The sequence below is a fragment of the Leucogemmata humicola genome (genome assembly GCF_055379415.1).
In genome coordinates this window covers 494,561-517,131 of the sequence record NZ_AP040875.1, presented here as the reverse complement: position 1 = coordinate 517,131, position 22,571 = coordinate 494,561, and the positions used below count along the sequence as shown (strand labels likewise).

Here is a 22,571-nt window from a genome sequence, read left to right as displayed (position 1 = left end):
CGGCATAATAGGCGTATGACAAATCGCTCTCCGTACGTGGCATTGTTGTCATGTACCGTTGCCGTGAGCCTTTCGGCGCAGCAGCTGGTAGCAACTCCGTACGACCGCTCCGGCATCTACGAACTCGGCAAAGTCGTCGGTTGGACGATCGCGCTGGCCGACGGACAGACCGCGTCGACGGGTGGCTACGCCTATGTCGTGAAGGAGAATGGCGGCCCGGTGATCAAGAGCGGATCGCTCGATCTGTCCAAGGGTCCGGCGAAAATCGAGACTTCTCTGAACGCGCCAGGGATGGTTCGCGTCGAAATTCGGCCACCCTCCGGCGCGACGCAGCCGTTCGGCAACGTGAATACGGGTGGCGCCGGTGTCGTCGTGCTTGGTGCTGCAGTCGATCCGACGAAGATTCAGCCGGTGATCGGGCGTCCGTCGGATTTCGATGCGTTCTGGGCCGCGAAGCTCAAGCTGCTCGACCGCGTGCCGACGAACGCTGTGATCACGCCGAAGGAGAGTGGCGCGGCCGACGTCGACTACGCGACGATCAAGCTCGACAACGTTGGCGGTGCGCACGTCTATGGCCAGATCGCCAAACCAAAGCGCGATGGAAAATTCCCCGCGCTCGTGATTTTCCAGTGGGCGAGTGCGCCGTATCCCCTACCGAAACAGTGGGTGACTGATCGCGCCGCCGAAGGCTGGCTGGCGATGAACATCGAGCCGCACGATGTGCCGAGCGACATGCCGCAGGCCTTTTACGATGCGCTGCCGCAGATGATCAAGGAATATCAGAGAATCAACAATTCCGATCGCGATCACAACTACTTCTTGCAGATGTACCTCGGTGACTATCGTGCGCTGGAGTATCTGGCGAGTCGCCCAGATTGGGATGGTCGCACACTCGTCGTGAGTGGCATCAGCATGGGTGGACAGCAGAGTCTCGTGATGGCCGGACTCAATCCGCGCGTGAGCGCTGTCGTTGTGGATGTCCCGGCCGGCTCAGATGCCAACGCCGCGCAATACAAGCGAATGGCCGGCTATCCGAATTGGGACACGACAAATCCGGCAGTGATGGAGACGGCACGTTACTTCGACGTCACCAACTTCGCGTCGCGTATCAAGGCTCCGACGATGGCCGCAATGGGATTCATCGACGAGGTGACGCCGGCGATCGGCATCTGGACGACACTCAATCAGATCCCGGGCGTGAAGGAGCCTGTCCCGATGATCGACTCGCCGCACAATCACCAAGCCACGCCGGCGCAGCAGCAGCCATACACGACTCGCGCCGCGCAGTGGCTCAATGCGTTGCTGCACGGTCAGACTGTTCCGCCCAAATGATCGCGAAACCTTCGTGACCTTCGTGACCTTCGTGGTTCAAAGCATTGCTTACCACGAAGGACACGAAGGTCACGAAGAACATCAAGGATGGTTAGTTCACAATCCGCTTGATGCCATCTCGCATTCGTGGAACGTGAAAATTCAGCAACAATCCGATTCGATGGCCGCTCAACTTTAGGTAGGATAGGAGCTGCGCATGATGAATCGGAAGAACCTTGGACACGGCCTTTAGTTCGACGACAACGGATTCTTCGACGAGAATGTCGATCCGATAACCAACGTGGATGCGGATCCCGTCATACAGGATCGGCACGGGTACCTGAGATCGGGCGTTGAGCTTTCGGCCGCGGAGTTCGTGAATAAGGCACGCCTGATATGCCCCCTCCAAGAGTCCCGGACCGAGCGCCGAGTGAACCTTGATTGCGGCGTCTACTACGTGCGATGAAGCATCGTCGAAGCGCATTGTCGGTCAGCGAGGTTGCCGCGCCAATTCGCGGCAACCAACGATGCCTTCGATGCGTCAAGCGCGCGTCATGTGGTGAGCAGCTGCGGATTCGGCGTAATGAGAGCCTTGATCGCCGTCTGCTTTTCAACCGCAGCGAGAGCTTCGTCAGCGCTCGTGAGCGGATAGCGACCGCTGACCATGTCACGCCACGGCTTCACGTCGCCATACCTAGCCGTGAGCGCAACGGCGCGATGGAAGTGATCGTACCGCGAGCCCCAGCAGCCCTTCAGATCGACGTGCTTACGGTTGATCTGCCAGTGCGGATGAATCTCGACCGAACCATTGTCGGTGTAGTGACCGCAAACCACCATGCGCCCGCCATCGCGAACCATGTCGAGTCCCTGCGTGATCGCCGCAGGAGCCCCGCTAGCTTCGATCACGACATCGACACCGCGGCCACCAGTGAGCCCACGGATGCTGTCCAAACGAGCGGCTGACGGAAGATCGAGACCGAGCGTCGCGGTCGCACCCATTTTCTTGGCATAGTCGAGTCGCGCACGGGAGGCGTCGATCGCGACGATTTCTCCAGCGCCAGAGAGCGACGAGAACGCAACGATCGATTGTCCCACCGGGCCAACACCCAGCACCGCAACAGATTCACCAAGTCGAATCTCGGCCATATCCACGGCATGCAACGCGGTGACGAGACCGCAGCCACCACCGATGAACGTTTCCGGCGTCAGCTCCTTTGGCAGTTTCACCATCTTGACGCCGGGCTTGAGCCAGATCGCCTCGGACCAACCGCCGAGCAAACCATCTTTCGCGCTGTAGCTGATGCCATAGACTTTGCGCGATGGGCAGCGCGTCGGTTGACGCGCGACGAGACAGTGATAGCAGTTGTTGCAGGTCTCGTGGACGTCGAGGAACGTGACGACGTCGCCCTCTTTCACGTAGTTGCCTTCGATGTCCTTGATCCGGCCGCCCGCGGCTTCGACGACACCGACGGAAACGTGCCCTGGAATGATCGGAAAGGGTACGTCCAGCTTCCCATGATGCAGGTGCACGTCCGTGCCGCAGACCTCCGAATACAACGTGCGGAGGAGCACCGCGCCGGGTTCCAGGAACGGCGTTGGCAGAGTCGCGATCCGAAGCGGTTGCTTCGGCCCGGGCATGATCACGGCATTATGCGTCAGAGACACGACACAGCGGGGTTTAGGGTATAAGGTCGAGGGTTTAGATCTCCCCCAACCCTCAACACGGGAGCGCGGCTGTCAACGTCCGCCTTTGCGGCACTGACGGTGCAATATCGTCGCGCGTCAACGCTACCACCATTCGTCAGGAGATTCGTGATCGTCCGCCGTTCGCTCTTGCTTCTCACCGTCGCCGCACTTGCGGCCTGCTCGCACGACCCCGCGATGACGGCTCCCGCGCCAACGGTGCCCGTTCCCGTGCCGGTGGTCGTCGACACGGCGCCGCCACCGATCCAGCGGGAGATGCGAGGGCTGTGGATCGCGACCGTGGCGAATATCGACTGGCCATCACGGTCGACGCTGACCGCCGACCAGCAGCGCGCCGAGCTCGACGACATTCTGAATCGCGCTGCGAGTGCGGGCTTCAACGCCATCTTCTTTCACATTCGCCCAGCGTCCGACGCGGTGTACCGATCGTCGCTCGAGCCGTGGGGCGCGATGCTCACCGGGACCCAGGGGCAGGATCCAGGCTACGATCCGCTCAGCTATGCCGTGACCGCCGCCCACGCGCGTGGGCTCGAGCTGCATGCGTGGATCAACCCATTCCGCGCCGGCAACTCGAAGGACACGCTGGGCCTCGCGTCAACGCACCTGTTCAATGTCCGGCGCGACCTCCTTCGCGTCTACGGCTCGCAACTCTGGCTCGATCCCGGTGAACCAGCCGTCCAGGACCGAGTGATGCTCGTCGTAAGCGACATCGTCCAACGCTACGACATCGATGGTGTTCATGCCGACGACTACTTCTATCCATATCAAGAGAACGACGCCGGCGGCCGGTTGATCGACTTTCCCGACAGTGCGTCCTACGCGCGCAGCGGCTCGACCCTGTCGCGAGCGGATTGGCGACGCGCCAACGTCGACCGGTTCGTCGAGCGAATGTATCGCGAAGTCCATGCGCTCAAGCCAACCGTCAAAGTCGGCATCTCACCCTTCGGCATCTGGCGACCCGGCAATCCGAGCAGCGTCAATGGACTCGACGCCTACGCCACCATTTATGCTGATTCTCGAAAGTGGCTGCAGCAAGGCTGGGTCGACTATCTCGCACCACAGCTGTACTGGGCGATCAGCGCGCCACAGCAGAGCTATGCGGCGCTCCTCGACTGGTGGATTGCGCAGAGTACCGTTGGACGCCCCGTGTGGCCGGGACTCGCCGCGTATCGCGTCGCCGACGGCACTACGAGTGCGTTCAGCTCTACGGAGATCGCCGACCAGATCCGCCTTACGAGAACTCGGCCGGCGGGAACGGGGCACCTCCTCTACAACACGAATTCCACGCTCAAGAAGAACAGCGGCGCTGTCGCGGCTTCACTGTCGGGCCTCTACGCCATGAGCGCGCTCGTCCCTGGAACACCCTGGCTGGATGCGGCACCGCCGGCAACGCCGTCTGTTAGCGTATCCTCACGAACGATTCAAATGACCCCTGGTGCCGGTGAACTTCCTCGTTGGTGGGTTGTTCGTGCCCGCTCCAGCACCGGATGGACGATGCGCAACGTCTTCGGCGACCAGCGTTCCATCACACTCGACACCGCGCCGGATCGCGTTCTGCTCTCGGCGGTCGACCAGGCTGGAAACGTGAGCGCTGCTGCCACCTGGCCGTAGGACACCCCTGCAGTCTCTGAACGGAGTCTTACAAGCAGAGATTTGTTGGCGGCGCCGCCCCAACTCCGATAGCTTCGTCGCATCCACGGGACTCGTTCCCGTCTCGCCGTGCGTGAACGGCTCCTCCCTCGCCTCCCAGAGGACTCATGCGACGCTGCCGCTTGGCCTTCGCTGTACTCAGTCTGCTCGCGGTCCTCGCGCCCAGCGTTCGGGCGCAGGGCCTTCGTCAAAAGATCGATCAGCTGTTCATCTTCGGGTCGGGCGACGATCCGCTCTTCCTCGCGGGATCAGCCGACCCGAACAACCCGGCGTCGATTCAGGCGCACGGAACGCACTTCATTCCATCGGCAGTATCGCAGAACGGATCGCTGATCGCATTTCTCACCACGGCGATCGCCGGCAATGTATCGAATGCGCCGATCGGCTCGACCAGCGGCGGTGAAAGCTTCCGCTTCGAGGCCGGCGTCCCCGTTCGCACGTCGCCGTCCGCAGGACCGATCTTCGCCGAGCGTGCGCAGACCATTGGGCGTGGTCGTACCGCGGTTGGCATCGGTCGCAGCTCGTCGCACTTCACATCGCTCCGCGGCGTGGACCTCCACGACATCGAACTGTACTTCACGCACGAGAACGTCGACTTCGCCGGGTGCGACTCGATTCAGGGCGGAAACTGCAAGTTGATGGGCATTCCGCTGCTCGAGAATGACATCATGCAGTTCAAGCTCGACATGGACATCAACGTCAATGTGAACTCGATCTACGCGACATACGGCTTGTTCGACAACGTCGACGTCGGCATCGTGTTGCCGCTCGTCTCGACGTCGATGCATGGCCGAAGCGACGCGCAGATCATTCCTTTCGGCGGCCCGACTGCGGCGCACTTTTTCGCCGGAACGCCAGCAAATCCCGTCTTGCAAGCAAGCCGCGACGTCGATGGATCCGCGTTCGGCCTCGGCGACGTCTCCGTGCGAACCAAGATCGGCATTCGTTCGACGGAACGCGCCAACGTCGCGCTACTGGCCGACGCGCGCTTTGCCACCGGCGACGCTGACCAGTTGCTCGGCTCTGGAGAGTTCACCGCACGCGGCCTGGCGATCATCTCGGGCCGTTTCGGCACGTTCTCGCCGCACGGAAATGCCGGCTACATCTACCGATCCGGCAATACGCAGAACGATGCCGTGCTCGCCACGATCGGCTTCGACAACCTGATGGCCGATCGCGTGACGCTCGCTGCAGATCTCGTGAGCGAACTACAGGTTGGACGGTCGAAGCTCGTTCTGCCAGCGCCCGTGCAGTACGACTATCCCTTCAAGCGCACGATCATCCCGACGTCCATCCCCGACATCGCCGACGATCTCGTGAGCGGATCGTTCGGCTTCAAGTTCTCGGCGGGCAACGGCTTCACGATTCTGGCAAATGCGCTCGTGCCGCTCAATCGCGGCGGCCTGCGCTCGAACATCACCTACACGACCGGACTGGAATTCGGATTCTAGGTCGTGCTATCAGTGAACTGATATGAGTTGCCACACCGCTCCTTCCCGGCGGAAGCTCGCCTGGAAGGACACCGGTTGGTGTTCGGTCTTACCGCCGTCGGTGACGTAGTCGTACGCGCCCGTGAGCTTGGCGTCGGCGTTCGCGCCGCTGACGTCGAGTCCACTGATCGAAATGGTGACGCGCAACGACCGGAGCGTGGGGAAGAATTGCTCCCAGCCCTTCGCCTGTCCCGCGGTGATTCCCGGATAGGCACGACGAACTGTGGCAAGGTCGCGCGACTCGATGGCGTGCGCGTATGCGCTGACCACTGCTCCGATATCCGCCGCCGGATTCGCGGGCGGCGGTGGAGGAAGCTGAGGCGCCGTCGGTTGTGCCGCTGCCTGCGCTTGTGGCTGCGGCGCTGCAACGGCGACCGGCGGCGGCAACACCTGCGGCTTCGGTGATTCAGCAACCGACGTGCGCGACGCGAGTGCGATGCTCGCGGCACGAGCGGCTCGCTCCGCAGCGTTCCACGACGTCGTGGCTCGGCCCAACTGCTCACCCGCCTGCGTCGTTTTTCCGTCGAACAACAGCTTGCTCGCCAGGCGGCTATACGCGTCGCCGCTATCGAGCTGCGCCGATGACGCGCCCGCCTCGGCTGCACGTCGGCGCGCTTCGAGCGCGGTCGACTGCAGTTCACGAACGAGCGCCAACTCTTTCGTCGAAGCCGTTGTTGCGGCGGGCTTCGCCGGTGCGGGCGTCGCTGGTGAAGGCTCCGCCGGTTGCGTCGCTGGCTGTTGCGGTGCGGCTGCGACCGGAGCGCTCGACACCGGGGCCGGAGCGGTTGCCACGGGCGCCGCAGCAGTCGACTCGACTCGGGCCTTTCCGTGGATCGAGGAAAGCACGGCAACGAGCACGCCGACCACGGCCACTACCGCGATTCCGGAGCCGGCAACGACGGTCATGTTGCGCCGCCGACGCGTCTCTTGCACCACCCGATTTTCCGACGTGTTCGCCATTGCCCGAGCAACCGTCGCACGCAGCGATGTCGTTCCCGACATGCCCGACCCCTCAGCCAGGCGCGCGCGCACTTCGCTCAACGCGGCGGCCATGTCGAGCGCTGTCGCGAAACGGTCAGCGGGGTCCTTGGCCAACGCGCGCGCCGCCACGCCGCCAAGCGCCTTCGACGCAGCCAAGAGTTGCTGCGAGCTGCCGATGTCGACGGTCAACGCCGGCGCCGGCGCGCTGACGATCTTGTACATCACGTTCTGCAGCGTTTCGCCGCCGAACGCCTGCGAGCCGGCGAACAGCTCGAACATCACCGCGCCAACGGCAAACACGTCGCTCTGAGCACCGATCGCGCCGCCGACGATCTGCTCCGGCGACATGTACGCCGGAGTGCCCATCGTCATTCCCGTTCGCGTCATGCTCGACGAACTGAGATGCGCGATGCCGAAGTCCATGATACGCGCGCGGCCATCTTCGTCGATCCGGATGTTCGCCGGCTTGACGTCGCGATGGATGATGCCGCGCTTGTGCGCGTACGAGAGCCCGTTCAGGACGTCGACGAGAATGTCGATTTTCTGAATCGGAGAGAGCTGCGGGCGATCGCGCAGAATCTCGTCGAGGTCGGCCCCCTGCACGAACTCCATTGCGATGAATGGATGCCCGTCCACTTCACCGAAGTCGTAGATCGTGACGACGTTTGGATGCTGCAGCGATCCTGCCGACTGGGCCTCGCGCAGAAACCGCCCGCGCAGATCGTTGTCCCGCGCCAGCGCGTCGCTCATCACCTTGATGGCGACTGATCGGTTGAGGACCGGGTCTAGGGCGCGATACACAACGCCCATAGCCCCCTCACCGATTTGGCCGAGGATCTGGTACTTCCCGATCTGTGCGATTTCGTCGTGCGACATTCGGTCTGTTTTGAGCCCGGCGGGAGCTAGGTGGTCTCCGTGATATACCGCGGCGCGCTGTCCGCAGCAATGACGATCTAAGAGTCTTGGCGTCGCGAGGTTGACGGCCCTGGCAGCCCGGCTTTTCCGGCCTCGACCGGGTGGCTTTTGCGCCAGCGGTCCGCCAGCTACAATGCGAGAATGTTCTTAGCAAATTCTAATAAATCGCTGCGGACTCTGGCCATCGTCCTCGCGACCAGCTTTGCCGTGGTTCGAGGCCTTGCAGCCCAGGAGCCGTCGGCGCGCCGAGCCGACCCTCCGGCGAGCGCGTTTTGTGTTCGAGGCCGACCGATGCGCGACTGCGGTTCGTTTGCCATCATCGAGCTCCCAATCGGCGCGAGTCTCTGGCTGCCGCGCCCAGAAAGGCCGTCAGGAAGCGGCGACGCGCATGCCGGCTTCGAGCTCGGCGGCATGGTAAATCGAAGCGAGACGCACGCAATCGGCGGCAGCGTCTCCGCGGCCTACTCCGCGGGCGAAGGCCATTTTTCCCTCAATGCGCGGTCGAGAACATGGTTTTCTGGCAGCTCGTATCGCGACCTGTCGGTTGGAGTCGTCGGTGTCGGCGGAAGCGGCCATCGGGATGCTTACGGGATCACTGCGACGACCGGCTCCGGGTACGCCGACCTCATTGGCGCCTGGGCAGGCGCCGACGTGACGTTCATCGGCGGTCCCCCGCGCGTTGGTTTGCGAGCCGGGGCTCGACTTGGATCGTACGTGACGCTCGGGGTCATTGGCCTCGCCGTGGCGCTGCTCGCTGTCGGCGGCGGAATCCACGAAGGGACGTAGCCTGGCGACGCACGCCCCTCACTTCACATCAGCGAGAACGACGGTCACGATCTTCGTTCCGTGAGGCGAAAGAGGCGGCATGAGCAACCGCACCGTGGCGGAGTTACTCGGCAGAAGCTTGGCGTCAGCGTGTACGGCCCGCTTGGCGTCCGGCAATGCGATCTGAATGACGACATCACGCGCGATCTGATCGCTCCCGTTGCGAACGATCACCTGCATTCGACTTCCGATGATCGTCGCCCGCGGTCTCACCTGCGACCGAATTCTCCACCAGTCCGCCACGTCCCCGACGGCCGCCACCCAAACGGCAGTGTCAGCGGCGAGATGCCGAGCAACCGCCGCGAGCGACGGCACTAGGTCGGCGCGCGCCAGCACCTGCGAGTGGTAGCTCAACACGTAGTGGCCCCCGAGCGCGCGCACGCGCTCGTATTCGCCAAGGAAGATCGACGTTAGGGTGTCTGGCACCGGCGAGCGACGCGCCACCGCGGCGAAGTCGTCGCTGCCTACTCGTCCGACGAGCACCAGTGTGTCGACGCCGACGCGAAGGAGCTCCGGCGCTGCCGCGCGAGAGTCGTTTGCTCCGAACAGGTAGCTCCCTTTCGACGCGAGCCAGGCGCTCATCGTCGCGGTATCGAACTGTTCTTCCGGCGGCCGAAGTCCGTTGACGTCGGCTCCGATGATTTGACGCAACTCGCCTTGGGTGGTGCCAAGGCGAATGCGTTGCTCCGCGCCCGATAACCCGCCGAGCAGACGATGATTCTCGCCGTGCGTCCCTATCTCATCGGACTCGGCCAGGCGATGCGATAGGCGTTCGTACCGCGCGGCGAGCTCCGAAGTGAGATAGAAGGTCGAACGCACGCCGGCAGCGCGCAGTGAATCGACGGCAAACCTCGCGTTGGCGAAACCGCTCTCGACATCCTGCGCGATCGACGCAGCCCCGCGTTTGCCGCCCGGCCATGGTTCGACAGTCGCCAAAGGCTCCTGTGCGGCCCATGCGACCGAGTTCCGGACGAGCAGCCGCGCCACCGCGCGATTCCACGGTCGATCAGCGACATCAGAGAGTTCGAAACCCCAGTACACGACGCGCGAGGTGCCCGTCGTCGCGTGAGTCAGTGCCGCGTCGAGCAGTGGATCGCGATGCGCCGGCTCCGGTTGGAGTGAGTAGTCGGAATAGAAGGCGTCGCGCGTTCGACTGCGCAGAGCAATCTGTCGCCCCGGTTTGATGTCGAGGCGCGCGCCGGGTGGAATGTCCGCCGACAGCACCGTCGTGGAGGGAAACGTGACGTACGACATTTCGCGTGGTTCGAGAACCTCCGCCCTCGCGGCGCCGGTGGCGCCGATGATCAGGCCGTACCCGAGCGGACGGCAGCCCGCGTCGTAGGTCCCGGCGGCGCCGGTGAGAATCACGCCCGTTCCGCGCACGCTCGCCGCATCGATGAGTTCGCGCGTTGCAACCGACAGGCAGGGTGACGACGGAACGACGATGACGCGCACCCCCGCGTCCCGAGCGGCAGCTGGCGACAGAACACGAACGTCTGCGCCAATCGCGACGAGCGCCTCGCGCCACCGCGCCACGATGGCATCGAACTCCGAGGGGGACGTGTAGAACGACACCGCTGATTCATCGCGTATGACGGCGACCGAAATCGGTTCGCCGAGCTTTGGTGACGCAAGCAGCGACGGCAGACGCTGCACGACGGTTGAGCCCGAGAAGCGCGCTGGTTGCGGACGCGTTGCCGCCTCCGTCCGCCGCAGAGTGACCGCCGCCGAAACCAGGACGACCGCAACCGCGGGAACACCGAACACGAGGGCGGCTGCACCTACTCGCATTAGAGCTCGTCGGCGAAAATGCGCTCGAAGTACAGGGATTCGCCGTTGTCCGGCCGCGACTCTGCGTGAGGACGCCGGCGCTCGCGCAGCTTGTACGCCGCATAGCTGCCGATGGCCATGAGAATCGTCACCAGGAACGACACGAGTATGATCGTCGACAGCAGCGTGTCGATGCGCATGTTAGATCCTCCCGACGCGTTCGAGTTTTCCCCATGTCATTCGCACGCGCGCCACTTCTTCCGCCGTGGCAAACAGTTTCGCCACGTCGATCATCGCGATGAAGAAGAAGCGATAGAGCACTGCATACGGAACGAGTCGCAGCTCTTCTCCCTCGATTCCCACAGCATAGAGCGCGGCAGCAACGTCGAGCATCGTCAACAACACCCACCAGTAGATCACTCCCGTTGCGGCGCCAACCGACAATGCGACGACGGTGAAGAGCAGATTCCCCACCACATTCATCACTGGCCACAGAACGGACTCGAACAGCATGGCCACAAGCGACAACCAGATGATTCCCCCGCGCCGCGGCGACGTCAGCCACGCTCGGCGCTTGCGAAGCGCTTGGAGAATTCCGCGCGTCCAGCGATATCGCTGTTTGATGAGATCGACGAACTGCTCCGGCGCTTCCGTGTACGCGATGGCGCGCTCCTCATAGGCAACGTGCCAGCCTGCCGTCAGAATCTTGAGCGTGAGGTCGGCATCCTCGGCGAACGTATCCGTGTCGTATCCGCCGACACGTTGGAGTACGTCGCGACGAAAGACGCCCATCGGACCGGGAATGATGTTCACGACACGCAAGAGGCCCTGGGCGCGACGTGCCATGTTGAGGCCTTCGAGATACTCGAGCGCCTGGAGACGCGTCCACACGTTGTCACGGTTCACGACCTTCACATTTCCGGCGACCGCTCCGACTCGAGGATCGGCGAAGTGGCGCATTGCGGCGCGCAGCGTTCCCGCGTCGAGACGGGAATCACCGTCCATGCAGAGTACATAGGCATTGCGCGCCAGCGCGATTCCCGTATTCAGCGCACTCGCCTTTCCGCCGTTGCGCTTCGAGACTACGCGAAGCATCGAATCGCCGTAGCGTCCTTCGAGCATCGACGCGCGCTCGAGCGTCCGGTCCGTCGACCCGTCATCGACGACGATGATCTCAATCGACGGATACTGTAACTCGAGGAGACTGCGCAACGCGGCGCCAATCACTGTCTCTTCGTTGTACACCGGTACAATGATCGTGACCGGCGGCTCGGGCGTTTTCTCGTGAGCGAGTCCACGGTTTTCGATGTGATGAAGAAACCCGAGCCACAGAAGCAGGATGTACCGAACGATCAGTACGACCAGGAACGTCAGCACGAATGCGACGCCGATCTGAAGGACGAGGCTGTCGCCGTCGGCGAGAACGTTCACGGAATGATCCGAACGCCGAGCGATACACCGAGTCGGCGATACTCACCAACGCGGCCGATACCGTAGCTCGCCGTGGCAGTTCCCTCCCACGACGGTTCACGCCACGCGATTTCTCCGCCGGTTGCGACCTGAAATGCCGATCGCGTGACGACCTGCGTCGATCGTCGCGTCGCACGCCCATCGACGATCGACGGCGGAGGTATTTCCCTGCTCCATGCTACTCCGGGGAGCGCGCGCGCGGCCCACGAGAATCCGCGAAACGGGCGCGACGCAAACTCAAACCCCGCTGATTGCCCGACGTAGTCGAGCGGATCCCAATATCGCGTGCTCCGGTCGGCGAACGTCACACGATTCGCGCCGTAGACGAACGACACACCTTGAGCTAGCGGATATCGTCCGTACGCTTGAAGCGTCACTCGACGATTGCCGTCGCTCAGTCGCGACTGTTGCGCCGTGACCGCGATGTCGGCGGCACCGATCGGTCCACCGAGCGTTCCGTCAAACGCGCGCTCGGTGAGAACGTCGTCGCTGGCACCGCTCAATGGCCGGAGCGCCGCGGTCGTCAACAAAGATGGATATGCTGGCCCGGTCGATGACTCGAACGCGAGTTCCCACGCATTCAGCCACGCGGCCGCGACGACGGTGCCAATCGGAATCGAACGCGATTCAGGCGGACGGATAGCGCCGCCAGAAACTCCAAGACGTCCGAGGAACGGACCGTACTCGATCTGACTCGACAGTGACCCGGTCGCGCCGTACGCATTCAGATCCAGCGCGCGGAGCGACGAGTGCTCGGCGATGTACTGATGTATGACGGCAACACCAATACGCGTAGCGTCGCCCAACGACGCGGCGCCGCCGAGCGTTGACGCGACGTAGTGAACACCAAGGTTGTCGCTCACGCCTTCGGTGCTCATGCGCCAGCCAGGATCGTCGCCGACAGCTGGCACGAACGCCGGGACGGGCCGTTCCTCGCGTGAGAGCTGAGCGATCGACTGTCGAATCTCAATGCTGTTGCCGCCGTTACCGAGATGCGTGAGCGCACCGCGATACTTTTCCTCCGCCGCTGCAAACTCGCCACGTGCTCGGTACATGTCGCCGAGCATGAGATACGCTGGCGACGTCGCGCCGTGATCGACAGCGGCCAAGAGGTCATACTCGGCGCCTGTCTGATCGCCCAGTTCGAGTCGAAGCCGTGCGCGTTCGGCGTAGAGTGTTGCCGTCGCCCATCGCGCCAGCAGCGTGTCGTACTGCGCACGCGCTTCGACCTTGCGATGCGCGATCAACAGAACGTTGACTAGCTCGTGACGTACCGCCGTATCGTTTGGAACGAGACGCAGCACATCACGAAACCGAGCAACGGCACCCGCGAGATCGCCGGCATCGATTAGTGTACGAGCCTGTTCGCGGCGCAGGAGTGCGACGTCCGGAATCTTCCCCTCACCGGCGCCTGCAATGAGCGTGTCGTACTGTGCCGACGCGATCCAGTTGTAGTGCTCACGAGCAAGAGCACGCGCGTACGCCAGACGATACGGCGCGTAGTCTCGCCGCTCGGCCACCCACGTCGCTGCTTCGGCTGCGCGTGGCTCCATGGCGTCACGAACGGAACGCAGAAGGCTGTCAACTGACGCAGGTTGTATATGCTTTGCCTGCAACGCGCGCAGTTCGATCTCTGCCTCGCGCGGCCGGTCGCCCCACGCCAGAGCACGCGCCAAACCAAGTCGATAGTCGACGTTCGATCCGTCGCTCGCAAGCAAGGCGCGATATTCGCGAGCGGCGTCATCATACTTTTTTGATTGCAACAGCACCGCGGCCAGCTCGGCGCGCACGACGACTGTGCTCGCGGCCGACTTTGCCGATGCGTCGCCGGCGGGACGACGCTGCGCGCGTGCTGGCGACGACACGACCAACGTCGTGAGGACGACAAGGCAGGCGAGCGAAGCGCTCGCGAAGTAGGCCCGCTGTCTCATGGCTACTCCCCGCGACGGTGGAGTGCGAGAATCTGTCGGTATCGCCCGATCGCTGCGTCGCTGCGTCCGTCTTCCGAGAGCAGTCTGGCGAGCGACAGCAGCAGATCGGTATCAGAGGGATGCGCGGTGACCCATCGCTCGAGCTCGGCGATCGCCTCACGGCGCTGGTTGTTCTTCGAAAATTCAAAGACACGGTCCTGCACCGAGTCGCGCGCCGAGCGCTTTCCATCGCCTCGTGCGCGCAACTCGGCCAATGTGTACTGACGCGCATTCTTCTCGCGCCATGCCCGATCGGCGTCCGCGGAACGCGCGTAGTCTGCGGCAGTTGGATTCGCCGGCGTGACGATGCCCGATGAGGGCAGCGTATCGGCGAACGGACGCGCAAGCGTATCGGGCCGCGGCTGCACGCCGCTGATGCTGATGCGGTCGAAGGTGACGACCGTGCCAGCTGTGAGAAGCATCGCGCTCAGAGCGAAGAGAAGCGCGTAACGCATTTATGGTATGCGTAGCATCGGTCGGTCGCCGCGGACGGCGTGCTCGCCGACGACTCCCACGCCCTGGCGGATGACGAAGCGCGTAGTCGTCGCGAGCGGTGGCGGAAAGCGCAGACTCATCAGTTCGGCTCGCCGTACACCTCCCTCCTCCGATCGCAAACGAATGATCGCCGACGCGCCCTGGACTAGCGGCTCCAGACTACGATCGTATCCCGTCGACAATTCTTCAGGGAATGTGAGCAGCGACGTGCTTCCGCTCTTCTCGAGGAGATCAGCGAGCGCAGCCACGACGGGCGTGTGAGGCGCCGCTCCCGACACGAAAGGTGAAAACGTGTCGAGGACGATGCGCACCGGACGCTGCGGTTCGATCACGCGCGCGAGATCGTCGATGACCTCGGCAAAGGACGACACGTGTGTCGCAGAGTGTACAAAGTCCGAGCGGTAGCGGAGCAACAACAACCGTCCGTTGCGCAGCGGGGTATCGATGTCGATGCCGAGATATCGCGCGTGCGACTTTACATCATCGGCGCGCGAGTGAACGAGCATCGCGACGGTTTTTCCGCGACGCAACGCCGCATCGGCAAAGTGCAGCGCAATCGTGCTCTTGCCGCTTCCCGGTCCACCGGTAAGCAGATGTGTCCCACCGTCGCGAACGCCGGTGAGCCAATCGTCGAGCAAAGCGACGCCGCTGCGGATGATACAGTGAATGGTCGAGTCTCCCGTCTCGCTTAGTGACCGGATGACGAGGCTGGCACGATGGTTGAGGCAAACACTTCACTAGCGAGCAGCGCGACGAACCCTTCAATTCACGTGCCGTATCATGAGCGATCGGGAAACATCATGAATAGGCTTTTCAGCGCACTCGTCGTGATGACCCTCGGTGTAACGTCGGCGCCACACACACCGCCGAAGACTGAACTGTGGGCGTTCACTGGACCGTGGGACGCGCGCAGTGATTCGAGTCTTCGCGCAAATGCGGCGCATCTCGACGTTGCCGTCACCGGATGGATCGGACTCGACAGCACAACGGCGCAACCAATTCTTCCGTCGCTCTTTCCGGATACGATGCGGTTGTCGCACGCCGGGCTCAGGCGGATGGCGATTGTGACGTCATGGCACGGCGATCGATTTCATCCGAGCTCGATTCGCGCACTGGGCAACGATGATGCACGACGAGCGCGTGCCGCGAGTGCGATCGCGAAACATGCATCAGCGATGCACTATGCTGGCTTAGTTCTCGACTTCGAAGCGCTCGAGGCGCGCGATCTTCCGCTGTTGCTTCGCGTCGTGAAGGCGATTGCTGATTCTGCGCACGCGCATGGCGTTGCGACGATCGCCGTGGCCATTCCGGCAACGGATACCACCGCGTACCCAGCAAAGCCGATCGTCGGCGTCGCTGATCTAGTGATGCCAATGCTGTACGATCAGCATTGGTCGACGTCCGGCCCTGGAGCGATTTCCTCGCCCGACTGGGTGCGCGCAGCGCTCGCGGTGCGCATCGCTGAGGTTGGTGCTGCGCGCGTCGTCGCCGCATTCCCGACGTACGGCTATCGGTGGTCGTTAAAGAAGAAGGAATCGGCCGAAATCGTGAGCTTCGCCGACGCTAAACGCCTTTCGACTGAAGCGCACGTTCCGCTGGAGCGCGATCCCGCATCGCGCACACTGCGCGCGGTCAGGAACGGAGAGTGGGAACTCTGGGTGAGCGACGCGGACCTGCTCGCGACGCTCGCGCGCCAGGCGAAGGACGCCGGCGTTCAGCGCCTGGCACTCTGGCGAATCGGACTGGAAGACCCGGCGACCTGGCGATCACTCGGGCGGTAGCCTCCATTTCGTAACCAAGATCACAAAGACGTGGCTCAGGCCCTGCTATGCTTCATCATCGCTGGGCTCGGCGGAAAATTCCTTCGCCGGCTCGGCGACGGAACGTGATCTGAACGGAGGCCCGCAAGTGTACCGCCTGATGAACGATCATCGCGACGAGGTGATCGATGAACTGAGTCGGATCAGCGACGTCCCGCGCTATCTAGAGTTACGCCGAAAGATGCGCGACGCCGATGTCGCTACGGATCGTGACTTCCAACAGATGTATCGCGACTACTGGCGTATGAGCCTGTCGCGCCTCGGTGGTCTGTTCTACAAGCGCTACTTCGAGCACATGCAGTCGCTGAAGGTCAGCGGCGCGGCCGCAGACGAAGCCGCGGTGCGCGACATCGCGATGCTCTCCGACACACCTGAGCGCTCATCGCTGCAGTTTTCCTTCGCGACAAAGCTGCTCAACACCGTCGACTCGCGTGAACCGGTGTACGACACTCACGTCACGTCGTTCTACTTCTTCATTCCACCGGCGAGCGATCGGCCGTTCGAAGCGAGACTCGACGCACTCCTCGAATTCTACGAATTCCTTCGCGGCGAATATCGACGCATCATCGGACAGGGGCTGCTTCGCCCCGCCATCGATCAGTTTCGCGAACGCATCACGAATGACCCCGAACTCTGCGATGAACGCATCGTCGACTTGCTCATCTGGGGATTCGTGTCACTGATGCGGAGTGGCGTACAACTGAACGGTCAGGTTCTGTACCGCTAGCTCAATCGAGCGTGTCGAGGATGTATTTCGGAACGAAGTTGCCGTCGCGATAGCGGCGCTGTAGGTCCGACGAAAGCGAGCCAAAACGCTTGACTCGCTTTCGACACTCGGCCTCGCGACAGTCGCAGCGCATCGTCCAGATGTCGTCGTCGCCAATGGTCGTTGAGTAGTCGAAGGCCAATTCATCGCCGCGCGCGATGCGCCGCGTGGCGATGAGAAAAAGCCGATTCCGCGATTTGTGAATCGCCGTGTTCGGTGCGCACGAATGATTGATGTACCGCCCAACACCGTCGCCCGGATCGAGATAGGTCTCGGGGCCAAAGCGAATGCAGTTGTCGAGGAACTTGCCGCCTCGCTCCCACAACAACTCGTAGTTGACGACTCGACCGCTGATCCGAATGATCGGCTCCATCAGCGCGAACGACTTGCGCGCGAACAGGCCTGAGCCAATGCGCGAGGGCGCAACGCGAACGTGAATCGATGGATCGGGAATCCGATCGAGTTGGCGGGGGCTTGGAAGAGAGATCACGAGGTCGGCGGTTCGTTGCGATAAGGTTAGTCGATGACGCGCGGTCCATGCAGCGCTGCACTTCTAGCCGCGCGGCATCGGCTCTCGTACTATCTGTTCCATGAACCGACTCGCTCTCGTCGCCGTCAGCTGCCTCGCGATCGCCGCGTGCGATCGAACGAAAGATCCCAAAGTGCAGGCCGCGGGCGCACCGCGTGCGGCGACGCAGCCGGCGTACCTCGATTCCGCCGAAGGCTGTGAGTTCGTGAAAGCGAGCGCGAACCCCGATCCGCGGGCACTGGTCGACGCATACGTTCGTCGTGACAGCAGCGGACAATTCCTCGAGACCAATCGCTGGCTTGACACGGCGTATACGTGCCCAGGACATCTGCCCGGACCCGACGAATTCACGGCGATTCGCACGAGCGCAACGACAGTGCTCGATCGCAACGATAGCACGGCGCGTTTCCTCGTTCGGTCAGAGCAGATCGGCGACATGACTCAGGATAGTGTTGGCTTCGTCTTCAAGCCGAAGTCACAGCCGATCATCGACACCTTCGTGGTAGTGCATACGCAGTGGGGCTGGCGGATCGAGTCACCGACGTTGCCCGATCGCGTGTCGGCTCAGTGGATTCTGGCAAACCCTGCGCGCCTCCGATTGCGCCCCGCCTCGATCGCCGCGCTCCGCGCCGCCGCCAAGTAAAAACACCGAGATTGACAGGAACTCGGCGCGATATATAGAATAGCTACCATCGATAGTAGCTATTCTATATATCACGCCGGAGGAAGCACGGTGGCCAAGCGAGCCGCGGCTTCGACAAAGAGCGACGTCCTCAAAGGCACGCTCGACATGCTCATTCTGCACACGCTCACGCTGCAGCCCATGCACGGCTACGCCATCGTGCAGCACATCAAGCGGCTGACCGACGATACGCTCAAAGTCGAAGCGGGGTCGCTGTATCCGGCGCTCGAGCGACTCCAGAAGAAGGGCTGGCTGACATCGCGCTGGGAGCCGTCGCCCACCGGACGGAAAGCGCGCTATTACACCATCACAGCAGCCGGCAAGAAACAACTCGGCGAAGAGCTTTCCGGCTACGATCGCGCAGTTTGGGCCATCGCGCGCGTGCTCGACCGCGCCTGACCTCCACTCCAACTCTCGCGCTCATGTCCTTCTTCGATGCGCTCCGTTACCGGCTTCGCGCGCTGCTGCGCCCCGATGCATACGGCCGAGAGCTCGATGCGGAGATAGAGCACCACCTCGAGCTCGAGACGTTGGAGCAACAGCATCGCGGCGACAGTAAGAACGCGCTACGCCGCGCTGCGCGAGAATTCGGAAACGTCACCTACGCCACTGAAGAGCGCCGCATCGTCTCTGGTATCGCCCTCTTCGATGCGCTTCGACAGGACCTGCAGTTCGTCCTTCGCATGCTCCGCCGTCGACGCGTTTTCGCCGCGGTTACGATTGGCACACTCGCACTGGGCGTCGGAGCTGCGACCTCGATCTTCAGTATCGCCGATGCGGTGCTGTTCCAACCGATCGCCTTCCCCGACGCGAATCGTGTAATCACTGTCTGGCAAACACGCCCGGAGTTGAAGTTGAACCCCGTTCGCGCGAGACAGTGGGATCGCGGTGGCATCTCGATTCCGGTATTTCGCGACTGGGCGGCGATGCAAACGTCGTTCGACGACGTCGCGATCTGGACTCTGTCATCAACGATCGTTGGCGGCACGGACGCTCCCGAGGAGCTCCGTATCATTCACGCGAGCGCGTCGCTCCTACCAGTGCTCGGCGTGCAACCCGAGCTCGGACGCAACTTTACACCAAGCGAGGACAAGGTCGGTGGTGAACGCGTCGCGCTGATCAGTCACGAAGCGTGGATCACCCGCTTCGCTGGCGACGCGCAGATCATCGGCAAGCGCGTACAGATCGACAGTGCGCGCGTCTCGATCATTGGCGTTCTACCTCGCGGGCTCACGCTCGAACGAAGCTCGGCTCCGGCCTCGTATTGGTTACCGGTTGGCCAGAACGCGGAAGCGGCTTCACACGCTGGATGGAACGACTTCTGGGCAATCGGCCGTCTAAAGCGCAGCGTCTCGATCAACTCAGCCGCCGCCGAGAGCAAGCGCTTTTTCGACTCGACTCCCAGCAATGGTTCGCCAGAGCGAGGCGTGCGTTTGGAGACACTACAAGGCGATCAGACCCGAGAAATCCGACGCCCGTTGTTGATTCTGCTCGCCGCTGCAGGGCTGCTGTTGTTGATCGCATGTGCGAACGTCGCCACGGTCCTCATCGGCGAAGCGTCGAGTCGCGATGCAGAGCTACGTGCTCGAATGGCACTCGGTGCGAGTCGTGCGCGACTCGTGCGCCAACTCCTCACAGAAAGCATCGCGCTCGCCATCGCAGGCGGAACGCTCGGCGCACTGCTCGCCTATGCGGGCACCGGGTTGGTCGTTCGCTTTGCGCCGCCATGGATTCCCGGATTGGCCGACGTCCGGGTGGGCGCACGCGTGTTGCTCGCCGCACTCACGATCTCGTGCGCGACTGGATTGATCTTCGGGATCGTCCCGGCGCTGGTGTTGTCGCGGTCGAACGATGCCGCCCTCCGCGTTGGTGGACAGAGCCCGCGAGGACGAGGTCGTAGTCAACGGTTGCTGGTCACGTGCGAGGTCGCGCTGTCGATGGTGCTGCTTGTCGCAGCTGGACTGTTGGTACGCAGCTTCGAGCGCATCGCCGCCGTCGATCCGGGCTTCCGCACCGAGCATCTGCTCGCAGTGCGCATCCGACTTCCTCAGCCACAGTACGCCGACACCATACGCCTTCGCGCGCTGTATGCCGAAGTCGTTTCGCGAATTCAAAACCTGCCTGGAATCGTCGGCGTTGCGGCAACGTCGGTCCCGCCCTTCTCCGGCGGATCGAGCAGCAGCTCGTTCGCGGTGGAAGGACGCACCGTTGCCCCCGGTGCGCACGATCCCGAAGCACAGCGCCGAATGACTTCTGGCGACTACTTCACGACGCTCGGCATTCCGATCATCGAAGGACGCGCGTATTCCGACGCCGATCGGAGCGACACGCCGCCTGTCGTCGTCGTAAGTCGTTCACTAGCGCGCCGAGAGTGGCCGACGGAGAGTGCGGTCGGAAAGCGAATCAAGTGGATGGGACGGTGGCGCACCGTGATTGGCGTCGCGGGCGACATCAAGCTTCGCGAGCTCGTCGAGGTGACCGCGGCAACCGTCTACGCGCCGCTTGGCCAAGTAATCCGTAATAGCGACCCGTGGCTCGTGGTGCGAACGACGGCTGATGCATCGACGCTGCCGACCGCGATCCGCGGCGTGATTCGCGACGTGGCGGCTGATGTTCCGGTGAGTCGCATGTACGAGATGGATGGCCTCGTCGCGGCGTCACTCGCTGACGATCGTTTTCGCACCGGACTCATCTCGCTGTTTGCCGCGCTCGCGGCATTCCTCGCGGCGGTCGGCATGTACGGCGTCGCCGCAACGGCGGCAAGTCGACGCACCCAGGAAATGGCGATCCGCACAGCGCTCGGCGCGACCAGTGGCTCGATCGCTCGACTCATCATTGCCACCGGCGCAAAGGGCGTTACCGCAGGTGCAGTCATTGGTGTTGGTTTGGCGCTAGTCGGAACGCGGGCACTGGTGCCGTACCTCTATGCCGTCGGCACGTTCGATCCCGTGACGTATGCGGGGGTGCTCCTGCTTCTCGTCGCCACGACGCTCGCGGCGACCTGGATCCCCGCTCGACGTGCTACGCGGATTTCGCTCGTCGCCTCCCTTCGCGGCGAGTAGGCAGGCGCCACTTGGCGCCGGATTGGATGTGGTTGGCACAGTCGCGAGGTTTTATGAATGCCCACACGCCACGATCGCATTCAATCCTCGCCGCAATTCCGCGACGGTCGATTTCATAATACGAGCGGTGCCACAGCCGACCTTCAGGGAAATACGCTGCCGGTGCTGCGTGATTTCTTCTTCGGTGGCGGGGCGCGCAAGCCGCGGATCACGATACCTGTCGAGAGTCCGTTGGCGACGTGGGCCACGCCGGTGTCGTCGTCTGGACTTCGGATGACGTGGCTCGGACACAGCACGTTGTTCATCGAAATCGATGGCGTTCGTGTGTTGACCGATCCGGTATTCGGGCCGCGTGCGGCGCCCGTGTCCTTCGCCGGACCCAAGCGCTTCCATCCGGTGCCGGCGACGATCGCTCAGTTGCCGCCGATCGACGTCGTGCTGCTCTCACACGATCATCATGATCACCTCGATCCACCGAGCATTCGCGAGCTCGCGCAAATGCGCGTGCCGTTCGTGACGTCGCTCGGAGTCGGCCAGCGGTTGGAACGGTTCGGCGTCGATCCCGCGCTGATCACCGAACTGGATTGGTGGGAAACGCACGCGGTCGCCGGAGGAACGCTGACGCTGACCGCGACGCCGGCGCAGCATTTTTCTGGACGCGGCCTGTTCGATAGGAATAAGAAAACTCTCTGGTCGTCGTTCGTGTTCACGACGGCGAATCGCCGAATTTTCTTTTCCGCCGACACCGGACTCACTGACGAACTGGCCGAGATTGGTCGTCGGTTTGGGCCGTTCGACGTAAGCATGATCGAAATCGGCGCGTGGCATCCGGCGTGGGGATCGATTCACCTCGGACCGGCGAACGCGCTGCTCGCACTCGAGATGCTCGGGGGCGGAACGTTGCTCCCGATTCATTGGGCGACGTTCGATCTCGGGCTTCATCCATGGGACGAGCCCATCGAGACACTGATGTCGCTGTCCAAAGCGGCGCGTGCGCGCGTAATCACGCCGGTGCTCGGCCGACCGGTCGAGCCCGCCCAGCTCGACGGTCCGACGCCGTGGTGGCGGCCGAATCGGTAGGCGAAGGCCATATTGACACCATTGTTGTACCATTGTAGTCTCTGAAAGACG

The 22,571-nt window shown here is 62.9% G+C and carries 20 protein-coding genes; 10 read left to right on the top strand and 10 right to left on the bottom strand.

The window, feature by feature from the left end; translation table 11 throughout:
* Positions 1–15: 15 nt before the first annotated feature.
* Complete coding sequence (locus tag AC6H4Z_RS02020; protein ID WP_497545063.1) at positions 16–1,332, top strand: acetylxylan esterase; 1,317 nt, start codon at positions 16–18, stop codon at positions 1,330–1,332.
* A gap of 91 nt (positions 1,333–1,423) precedes the next feature.
* On the opposite strand, the gene AC6H4Z_RS02015 is transcribed toward AC6H4Z_RS02020, so the two are convergent.
* Positions 1,424–1,795, bottom strand: a complete 372-nt coding sequence (locus AC6H4Z_RS02015; protein ID WP_497545062.1) for a GxxExxY protein — start codon at positions 1,793–1,795, stop codon at positions 1,424–1,426.
* Between the two features lie 68 nt (positions 1,796–1,863).
* The gene (locus tag AC6H4Z_RS02010) at positions 1,864–2,976 is read right to left on the bottom strand and encodes a zinc-binding dehydrogenase (protein WP_497545061.1); all 1,113 of its coding nucleotides are present in this window, start codon (positions 2,974–2,976) and stop codon (positions 1,864–1,866) included.
* 147 nt (positions 2,977–3,123) lie between these two features.
* Here AC6H4Z_RS02010 and AC6H4Z_RS02005 point away from each other — a divergent pair, with 147 nt between their 5' ends.
* Both AC6H4Z_RS02005 and AC6H4Z_RS02000 read left to right on the top strand, forming a co-directional pair.
* A complete protein-coding gene (locus AC6H4Z_RS02005; RefSeq protein ID WP_497545060.1) occupies positions 3,124–4,626 on the top strand; it encodes a glycoside hydrolase family 10-like protein in 1,503 nt (500 codons plus the stop codon).
* A gap of 146 nt (positions 4,627–4,772) precedes the next feature.
* Entirely contained in the window at positions 4,773–6,116 is a 1,344-nt protein-coding gene (locus AC6H4Z_RS02000) for a hypothetical protein (protein WP_497545059.1), read from the top strand.
* Positions 6,117–6,125: 9 nt separating this feature from the next.
* On the opposite strand, the gene AC6H4Z_RS01995 is transcribed toward AC6H4Z_RS02000, so the two are convergent.
* Positions 6,126–8,012, bottom strand: coding sequence for a serine/threonine-protein kinase (locus AC6H4Z_RS01995; protein WP_497545058.1), 1,887 nt, complete (start codon positions 8,010–8,012; stop codon positions 6,126–6,128).
* A 330-nt stretch (positions 8,013–8,342) separates the two neighbouring features.
* On the opposite strand from AC6H4Z_RS01995, the gene AC6H4Z_RS01990 reads away from it, so the two are divergent.
* Positions 8,343–8,837: a hypothetical protein gene (locus tag AC6H4Z_RS01990; RefSeq protein WP_497545057.1), complete on the top strand. Its 495-nt coding sequence runs from the start codon at positions 8,343–8,345 to the stop codon at positions 8,835–8,837.
* An 18-nt stretch (positions 8,838–8,855) separates the two neighbouring features.
* Here the strand turns inward: AC6H4Z_RS01990 and AC6H4Z_RS01985 are convergent, their stop codons facing one another.
* Genes AC6H4Z_RS01985 through AC6H4Z_RS01960 form a run of 6 tightly spaced genes read right to left on the bottom strand, consistent with a single transcriptional unit; the run spans position 8,856 to position 15,237 of the window.
* The gene (locus AC6H4Z_RS01985; RefSeq protein WP_497545056.1) at positions 8,856–10,667 is read right to left on the bottom strand and encodes a polysaccharide deacetylase family protein; all 1,812 of its coding nucleotides are present in this window, start codon (positions 10,665–10,667) and stop codon (positions 8,856–8,858) included.
* Positions 10,667–10,846, bottom strand: a complete 180-nt coding sequence (locus tag AC6H4Z_RS01980; RefSeq protein WP_497545055.1) for a hypothetical protein — start codon at positions 10,844–10,846, stop codon at positions 10,667–10,669. The genes AC6H4Z_RS01985 and AC6H4Z_RS01980 overlap by 1 nt, the downstream gene beginning before the upstream one ends.
* 1 nt (position 10,847) lies before the next feature.
* Positions 10,848–12,077, bottom strand: a complete 1,230-nt coding sequence (locus tag AC6H4Z_RS01975) for a glycosyltransferase family 2 protein (protein WP_497545054.1) — start codon at positions 12,075–12,077, stop codon at positions 10,848–10,850.
* A complete protein-coding gene (locus AC6H4Z_RS01970; RefSeq protein ID WP_497545053.1) occupies positions 12,074–14,047 on the bottom strand; it encodes a tetratricopeptide repeat protein in 1,974 nt (657 codons plus the stop codon). The genes AC6H4Z_RS01975 and AC6H4Z_RS01970 overlap by 4 nt, the downstream gene beginning before the upstream one ends.
* A 2-nt stretch (positions 14,048–14,049) precedes the next feature.
* Positions 14,050–14,508 (bottom strand): BTAD domain-containing putative transcriptional regulator, encoded by a 459-nt coding sequence (locus AC6H4Z_RS01965; RefSeq protein WP_497545052.1) that lies wholly within the window; start codon positions 14,506–14,508, stop codon positions 14,050–14,052.
* Positions 14,509–14,541: 33 nt separating this feature from the next.
* The gene (locus tag AC6H4Z_RS01960) at positions 14,542–15,237 is read right to left on the bottom strand and encodes an RAD55 family ATPase (RefSeq protein WP_497547001.1); all 696 of its coding nucleotides are present in this window, start codon (positions 15,235–15,237) and stop codon (positions 14,542–14,544) included.
* 144 nt (positions 15,238–15,381) lie between these two features.
* Here AC6H4Z_RS01960 and AC6H4Z_RS01955 point away from each other — a divergent pair, with 144 nt between their 5' ends.
* Both AC6H4Z_RS01955 and AC6H4Z_RS01950 read left to right on the top strand, forming a co-directional pair.
* A complete protein-coding gene (locus AC6H4Z_RS01955) occupies positions 15,382–16,362 on the top strand; it encodes a glycosyl hydrolase family 18 protein (protein ID WP_497545051.1) in 981 nt (326 codons plus the stop codon).
* Positions 16,363–16,489: 127 nt separating this feature from the next.
* Positions 16,490–17,128, top strand: coding sequence for a hypothetical protein (locus AC6H4Z_RS01950; RefSeq protein ID WP_497545050.1), 639 nt, complete (start codon positions 16,490–16,492; stop codon positions 17,126–17,128).
* Position 17,129: 1 nt separating this feature from the next.
* On the opposite strand, the gene AC6H4Z_RS01945 is transcribed toward AC6H4Z_RS01950, so the two are convergent.
* A complete protein-coding gene (locus tag AC6H4Z_RS01945; RefSeq protein WP_497545049.1) occupies positions 17,130–17,657 on the bottom strand; it encodes an SET domain-containing protein in 528 nt (175 codons plus the stop codon).
* Positions 17,658–17,757: 100 nt separating this feature from the next.
* Here AC6H4Z_RS01945 and AC6H4Z_RS01940 point away from each other — a divergent pair, with 100 nt between their 5' ends.
* The 4 genes from AC6H4Z_RS01940 to AC6H4Z_RS01925 all read left to right on the top strand — a co-directional run bounded on the left by AC6H4Z_RS01940 (position 17,758) and on the right by AC6H4Z_RS01925 (position 22,520).
* Complete coding sequence (locus AC6H4Z_RS01940) at positions 17,758–18,339, top strand: hypothetical protein (protein ID WP_497545048.1); 582 nt, start codon at positions 17,758–17,760, stop codon at positions 18,337–18,339.
* Positions 18,340–18,429: 90 nt separating this feature from the next.
* Entirely contained in the window at positions 18,430–18,777 is a 348-nt protein-coding gene (locus AC6H4Z_RS01935; RefSeq protein WP_497545047.1) for a PadR family transcriptional regulator, read from the top strand.
* Between the two features lie 23 nt (positions 18,778–18,800).
* On the top strand, positions 18,801–21,440 hold the full coding sequence (locus tag AC6H4Z_RS01930) for an ABC transporter permease (protein ID WP_497545046.1): 2,640 nt from the start codon (positions 18,801–18,803) through the stop codon (positions 21,438–21,440).
* A gap of 57 nt (positions 21,441–21,497) precedes the next feature.
* Entirely contained in the window at positions 21,498–22,520 is a 1,023-nt protein-coding gene (locus AC6H4Z_RS01925) for an MBL fold metallo-hydrolase (RefSeq protein ID WP_497545045.1), read from the top strand.
* Positions 22,521–22,571: the final 51 nt, after the last annotated feature.

Excerpts from the sequence above, each read along its gene's own strand:
- AC6H4Z_RS02020 (WP_497545063.1), top strand. The coding sequence starts at position 16 with ATGACAAATCGCTCTCCGTACGTGGCATTGTTGTCATGTACCGTTGCC.
- AC6H4Z_RS02015 (WP_497545062.1), bottom strand. The coding sequence starts at position 1,795 with ATGCGCTTCGACGATGCTTCATCGCACGTAGTAGACGCCGCAATCAAG.
- AC6H4Z_RS02000 (WP_497545059.1), top strand. The coding sequence starts at position 4,773 with ATGCGACGCTGCCGCTTGGCCTTCGCTGTACTCAGTCTGCTCGCGGTC.
- AC6H4Z_RS01995 (WP_497545058.1), bottom strand. The coding sequence starts at position 8,012 with ATGTCGCACGACGAAATCGCACAGATCGGGAAGTACCAGATCCTCGGC.
- AC6H4Z_RS01990 (WP_497545057.1), top strand. The coding sequence starts at position 8,343 with ATGCGCGACTGCGGTTCGTTTGCCATCATCGAGCTCCCAATCGGCGCG.
- AC6H4Z_RS01985 (WP_497545056.1), bottom strand. The coding sequence starts at position 10,667 with ATGCGAGTAGGTGCAGCCGCCCTCGTGTTCGGTGTTCCCGCGGTTGCG.
- AC6H4Z_RS01980 (WP_497545055.1), bottom strand. The coding sequence starts at position 10,846 with ATGCGCATCGACACGCTGCTGTCGACGATCATACTCGTGTCGTTCCTG.
- AC6H4Z_RS01970 (WP_497545053.1), bottom strand. The coding sequence starts at position 14,047 with ATGAGACAGCGGGCCTACTTCGCGAGCGCTTCGCTCGCCTGCCTTGTC.
- AC6H4Z_RS01965 (WP_497545052.1), bottom strand. The coding sequence starts at position 14,508 with ATGCTTCTCACAGCTGGCACGGTCGTCACCTTCGACCGCATCAGCATC.
- AC6H4Z_RS01955 (WP_497545051.1), top strand. The coding sequence starts at position 15,382 with ATGAATAGGCTTTTCAGCGCACTCGTCGTGATGACCCTCGGTGTAACG.
- AC6H4Z_RS01940 (WP_497545048.1), top strand. The coding sequence starts at position 17,758 with ATGAACCGACTCGCTCTCGTCGCCGTCAGCTGCCTCGCGATCGCCGCG.
- AC6H4Z_RS01930 (WP_497545046.1), top strand. The coding sequence starts at position 18,801 with ATGTCCTTCTTCGATGCGCTCCGTTACCGGCTTCGCGCGCTGCTGCGC.
- AC6H4Z_RS01925 (WP_497545045.1), top strand. The coding sequence starts at position 21,498 with ATGCCCACACGCCACGATCGCATTCAATCCTCGCCGCAATTCCGCGAC.